General features: G+C 73.6%; 1 protein-coding gene (cut by a window edge). It reads right to left on the reverse strand.

All coding sequences use genetic code 11. The annotated features are described in order from the left end of the window. Positions 1 to 6,294 carry the start of an SDR family NAD(P)-dependent oxidoreductase gene (locus tag ACZ470_RS13540; RefSeq protein ID WP_468427026.1) on the reverse strand. The gene continues 7,575 nt to the left of window position 1, outside the view, so only the first 6,294 of its 13,869 coding nucleotides appear in the window; its start codon is at positions 6,292 to 6,294; its stop codon lies off the left edge, out of view. Positions 6,295 to 6,314 lie beyond the last annotated feature (20 nt).

Consider the following 6,314-nt stretch of genomic DNA (forward strand, 5'->3'; position numbering starts at 1 on the left):
GGCGAGCCGCTCCTCCATGGCGTCACGGCCCGTCTGAAGGGTGTACGCCAGGTCGGTCAGACGGGGCGTGGCGACCCGGTCGTCGTCGAGGTGGGCCAGCAGGTTGCCGGCCTGGGCGGCCAGCTGGCCGGCGGTACGGGCGGAGAGGACGATCAGCTCCGGGGTCGCGTCGACGGCGGGCTCCTCACGGCGGTTCCGGCCCCGGTACTCCTCCAGGACCACATGGGCGTTGACCCCGCCGAAGCCGAACGAGCTGACTCCGGCGCGGCGCGGCACCTCGGCGCCGGCGGCGTCCCGCGGCCGCTGCCAGGGCCGGCGTTCACGTACGACCTCGAACGGGCTGTCGGCGAAGTCGAGGTAGGGATTGAGATCGTGGCAGTGCAGGCTTTCGACCAGCTCGCCGTGGCGCATCTGGAGCAGGGTCTTGATCATGCCCGCGACGCCGGCGGCGAGTTCGAGGTGGCCGATGTTGCTCTTGACCGAGCCAAGGCCGCAGCGGGCGAACTCGCCGAGGCTGTCGGGGACTTCGTCGCGGAGTGCCGCGAACGCGGTCTTGAGGGCGCCGAGTTCGACGGGATCGCCCAGTTCGGTGCCGGTACCGTGCGCCTCGACGTACGTCACGGTGCGCGGGTCGATCCCGGCCCGGCGGTAGGCGGTGGTGAGCAGGTCCGCCTGTGCCTGGGGGTTGGGCGCGGTGAGCGAGTGCGCCCGGCCGCCGTGGTTCTCCGCGGTGGCCAGGATGACCCCGTGGATGCGGTCGCCGTCGCGTTCGGCGAGGGAGAGGGGCTTGAGGACGAGGATGCCGACACCCTCGCCGCGCACATAGCCGTCCGCCTGTGCCGAGAAGGTCTTGCAGCGGCCGTCCTCGGACAGCATGCCGGCGCGGCTGTAGCCGATGTGCAGGTCCGGGCTGACGATGGTGTTCACCCCGCCCGCCAGCGCCAGATCGCTCGCTCCGCCGCGGAGCAGTTCGACGGCGCGGTGCACCGCGACCAGCGAGCTGGAGCAGGCGGTCTCGACGGGCTCGCTGGGGCCGTGCAGATCGAGCAGGTAGCTGACCCGGTTGGGTCCGATCGAGCCGGAGACGCCGGTGGCGGCGTAACCGTCCCCGGTGAGCTGTCCGTCGCGCAGCAGGTCGCCGTAGCCGCTGGGGGCGGTGCCGATCAGGACGGCGGTGTTGCTGCCCGCCAGGCTCGACGGCGCGTGTCCCGCGTCCTCCAGCGCCTGCCACACATGGGTGAGCAGGAGGCGCTGCTGCGGGTCCATGGCGGTCGCCTCGCGGGGCGAGATGCCGAAGAAGAGCGGGTCGAAGCGGTCCACGGCGTCGAGGAACCCGCCCCAGCGCACGGCCCCCGGGCCTGACCCGTGCTGCTCCGGGTCGTCGTGCAGGGCCCGCCAGTCCCAGCGGTCCTCCGGGATCTCGGTGACGCAGTCCCGGCCCTGCCGGAGGTTGTCCCAGAACGCGGTGAGGTCCGGGGCCTGCGGGAAGCTGCCGCTCATGCCGATGATGGCGATCGGCTCGGTCTCGCGCCCGGTGCTCGCGACGGACGGTTCGTGTCCTTCGCGGGGAGCCTCTACGGGGGTCGTGGCGGGCTCGGTACGAGGGGTGCCGTGGAAGCGCGCCGTCTCCTCCCCGTATGTGTCGACGAGGTGGGCGGCGAGGGCGTCCACGGTGCGGTGCTCGAAGAAGACGGTCGGGGCGAGCGTCAGTCCGTAGCGCTCCCCCAGGCGTCCGGCCAGTTCGGTGAGGCTGATCGAGTCGAAGCCGTACTCCCCCAGCTCCTCGTGCGCGTCGATCTCCTCTGCGGGGAGGCCGAGTTGGGCGGACACCTCCGCGACGATCCCCGCCGTGACGGCGGCGGGATCCGCCGCGCCGCGAGGTGCGGGCTCGGCGGCCGGCCCGGACGGGGCGGGCGTGTTCCGGTCCGCGAGGTGGGTGGCGAGGGCGCGGGGTGTGGGGTGCTCGAAGAAGACCGTGGGGGCGAGTGCCAGGCCGTGCTGGTCGTTCAGGCGTTCCGCGAGCTGGGTGAGGCTGATCGAGTCGAAGCCGTACTCCCCCAGTTCGGCATCGAGCTCGATCTCGGCGGCGGGGACGCCGAGTTGTGCGGCGATCTCCTCGACCAGAGTGTGCTCCCAGACCGCAGCGTCCGGGCCGGCGGCATCCGGTGCCGGGCCGGCCGGGGACGCGGTCCGCGGCTCGGAGGGGGTGAGCGGCGCCAGGCGGCCGAGCAGGGTCTCCCGGTCGCCGTGCAGCACCAGGGTCCGCTCCCGGCCGGAGGCGAGCAGCTCGCGCAGCGTGCGCAGTCCGTCCGGCGTGGCCAGCGGAGTCACGCCGAGCCGGGCCAGCCGGTCCAGGCCGGCGGCGTCGACCCGCATGCCGCCGTCGGCCCACAGCGGCCAGCCGACGCTGACGGCCCGGCCGGAGCGGAGGCCCCGCGCGGCGAGTTCGTTGCGGTGGGCGACGTAGGCGTCCAGGAACCCGTTGGCCGCCGCGTAGTCCGCCTGCCCGGCGCTGCCGAGCGCGGCCGCGGTGGAGGAGAAGACGACGAACCGGTCCAGCGGCAGGTCGCGGGTGGCTTCGTCGAGGTGGACGAGGCCCGACACCTTGGGGGCGAGGACGGCGTGGACGTCCGCGTCCGGCTTGCCGGAGATGAGACCGTCGCGCAGGACGCCCGCGCAGTGCACGATCGTGTGGAGCGCGCCATGACGGTGTCGCACGCCGTCGACGAGGTCCCGGACGGCGGCGCGGTGGGTCAGATCGGCCTGGCGGTACTCGACCGTGAGGCCGGGCCGGCGCAGGCCGGCGAGGGTGCGCTCGGTGTCCGGTGTCGACGCGGAGCGGCCCACGAGGACCAGCACGCCCTCGGCGAGCCCGCTCGACAGGTCGCGGGCGAGGTGCAGCCCGAGCCCGCCGAGCCCGCCGGTGATCAGGTGGACCCCGCCGTCGCGCCACGGCAGGTCCGCCGTGTCCGCGGAGGCGGTCACGGGGAGTTCGGCCAGGCGTCGTACGTGGGTCTCGCCACCGGTGCGGCGGATCTCGGCCTCGTCGGGGTGGAGCAGGGCCGCGCGGACGGTCCGGTCGAGGGCCTCCGCCGTGGGGGCGTCGAGGTGTTCGACGTACTGCGTGCGCAGGCGGGGGTGTTCCAGGTGGGCCGTGCGCAGCAGTCCGGACACGCCGGCCATGAGGCGGGCCTCCGGCGCGTCGTGGCCGGCCACGACGACCTGGAGGAGGTGGTCGGTCGCGGTCAGGGCGCGTATCCCGGTCAGGAGGGTGCGCGTCAGCCGCAGGTAGTCCTCGTCCGGCGCGCCGGTCCCGGTGCGGAAGGTGCGCAGTTCGGTCCCGGCCGGCAGGAGGGCGGGCAGCGCCCGGGCGAGTGTGCCGTCCGGGTCGTCGCCGACGAGCCACACCGTGTGCCCGTGGCCGCCGGCCGGGGCGTCGCCCGGTTCCGTGGTGACGCTTCCGGCCGGCTCCCAGCGGGGCTCCAGCCACAGCGGTTCGCCCTGCGGCGCGGTGGCGTCCGGGCGGGCGGGTTCGGGGTCGAGCCAGTAGGGGTCGGCCGCGAAGGGGTAGGTGGGCAGGGAGGTTCTCGCGGGCCGGCCGGTCTCGAAGAGGGTGTCGAAGGGCAGGGCCCGGCCCTCGGCGTACTGCTCGGCCAGTGCTTCGAGATGCCGCCGGCCGACCTGGTCGGCGGCGCCGGACGGCTGCCCGCCGAAGCCGCCGGCGGGCCGTTCCGGCTTGCGGTCGCCGCTGCGTACGGCGGGGTCGGCGCCGGTCCGGAGCCAGTTCTCCAGCGCCTCGGTCACCTGCGCGGTGGTGTGGGCCACCAGGGCCAGACGGTGCCGGAAGTGCTTGCGGCCCAGCAGCAGTGTGCAGCTCAGGGCGCGCAGGCTCTCCTGGGGGTGCGTGCGGAGGTGGGAGAGCAACCGCCGGACCTGCTCGCGCAGTTGCGCGTCGGTGCGCGCGGACAGGGCGACGAGCCGGGCGCCGGGTGCCTCCGGCTCGTCGGGGTGCGCCGGGCTCGACGGGGCCTCGGCGAGGACGACATGGGCGTTGGTCCCGCTGTAGCCGAAGGAACTCACCGCGGCGAGGCGGGGCCTGCCCCGGTCCGGCCACGCGCGTTCCTCGGTGTTCACGTAGAACGGTGTGCCGCTGAGGTCGATGTGCGGGTTCAACCGGTCGTACTGGATGGTCGGGGGCAGCGTCCTGTGCTTGAGGGCGAGTACGGCCTTGAGGGTGCCGGCGACGCCCGCGGCGCAGGCGCTGTGGCCCATGTTGCTCTTGACCGAGCCGATGGCGCAGTGCCCGGTGCGGTCGGTGCGGGCGCCGAAGCTCTGGACGAGGCCGTCGATCTCCACGGGGTCGCCGAGGGCCGTTCCCGTGCCGTGCGCCTCGACCAGTTCGATGTCGGCCGGGTCGATGCCGAACCTGTCGTACACCCGTCCCTGGAGTGCGGCCTGCGCCTCGGCGTTGGGAGCGGTGATGCCGTTGGAGCGGCCGTCCTGGTTGACACCCCAGCCCTTGATGACGGCATGGATCCGGTCGCCGTCCGCCAGGGCGTCCGGGAGCCGCTTCAGCAGGAGCATGCCGACACCCTCGGCGGGGACGAAGCCGTCCGCCCGGTCGTCGAAGGCGTGACAGCGCCCGGTGGGCGACAGGGCCCGCAGCTGACTCATCGCCACGTGGACGCCGGGGCCCGGGATGACCCAGACGCCGCCGGCCAGCGCGGTGTCGCTGTCGCCCAGGCAGAGGCTGTCACAGGCGGCGGCGAGCGCCACGAGGGACGACGAGCACGAGGTGTCGATGGACAGGCACGGGCCCTTGAGGTTCAGCGTGTACGAGATCCGGCTGGCCATGATCGCGCTGTTGGTGCCGAGGTTCTGGTGGGCACTCAGCTCGCTCTCGTCGACCCTGCCGCCGTAGCCGTTGACCGAACAGCCGACGAAGACGCCGCAGCGTGTGCCGGAGAGGGTCTCGGGGTTGTGCCCGGCGTCCTCGACACAGCGCCAGCTCTCCTGAAGCAGCAGGCGCTGCTGCGGGTCCATGGCCTCGGCCTCGTTGGGCGAGATGCTGAAGAACAGGGGGTCGAAGTGGTGGGCGTTCTCCAGGACGCCCATCCACTTGCTGTACGACTTGCCGGGCGTCCCGGGCCGCTCGTCGTAGAACCGGTCCACGGCCCAGCGGGACGCCGGCACCTCGGTCACGCAGTCCCGGCCGGTGACGATGTTCGCCCAGAACTCGTCGAGATCGGCGGCCTTGGGGAAGGCGCCGGACATGCCGATGACGGCGATGTCGACGAGGTCGATGGACGGGCGGGGGGCGCGGTCGGGGACCGGGGCCGGGGGTGTCGGGAGTGCCGGGGGCGTCGAGGGCTCGGCCGGGGCCTTGTCCTCGGCGAGAGGGTCGGCCGGAGCCCTCTCCTCGTCAGTGGCCGGCTCGGGCAGCGACGCGCCGTGTTCCCCCGTCAGGTGCGCGGCCAGCTCGGCGATGGTCGGGTGACCGTAGACCGTGGTCGCGGAGAGCGAGAGCCCCAGGTGGGTGTTGACGGCCCTGGTCCAGGTGACGCCCGTGATGGAGTCCAGACCCAGTTCCACGAAGGGGGTGTCGTCGTCGATGGCGGACTCGGCGAGTTCGAGTTCCCTGGCGAGGCTCGCCCGAAGCCAGCCGGTCAGCGCGTCCTCGGCGGGAGCGGACTCAGGTGTGGCGTCGGACGCCCGGGCGGCGGCCGGGGCCTCGGACACCGCCTCGGGGGCGCCGTCGGTGTCCTCCAGGCAGGCGGCGACGTGCGCGGCGAGTTCCGCGACCGTGGGGTGGCTGTAGACCTGGGTGGCGGAGAGCGCGAGGCCGAAGTGGGTGTTCAGCTTGCGCGTCCAGGTCACGCCGGTGATGGAGTCCAGGCCGAGTTCGACGAAGGGCACGTCGTCGGGGACGTCCGGGGCGGGCAGCTCCAGCTCCTCCGCGAGGCTCTGCCGCAGATGGGCCGCGATGTCGTCGCGCCCACGCGGGACGTCGACGCGGGCAGCGGAGGACCCGGGGGTGGTGGCACTCATCTGATCTCCCATGACGCCCTCGATCAGGGCGGCCAGCTCGCCGAACGTGGGGTGACCGCACACCTCGGCCACCGTGAGGGACAGCCCGAGGGTGCGGTTGATCTCGCGCAGCCACACGGCGCAGGAGATCGAGTCCAGGCCCAGCTCACCGAGGGGGAGGTGGTCGGGGCCGGCGGTCACATCGGTTCCCAGGACGCCGCCCAGCGTCTCTTGCAAGAACCGCCGCAGGTCACTCTCGCTGCGCATCCTAGTACCCGGGGGCCGGT

Source organism: Streptomyces sp. NPDC031111 (assembly GCF_055570675.1).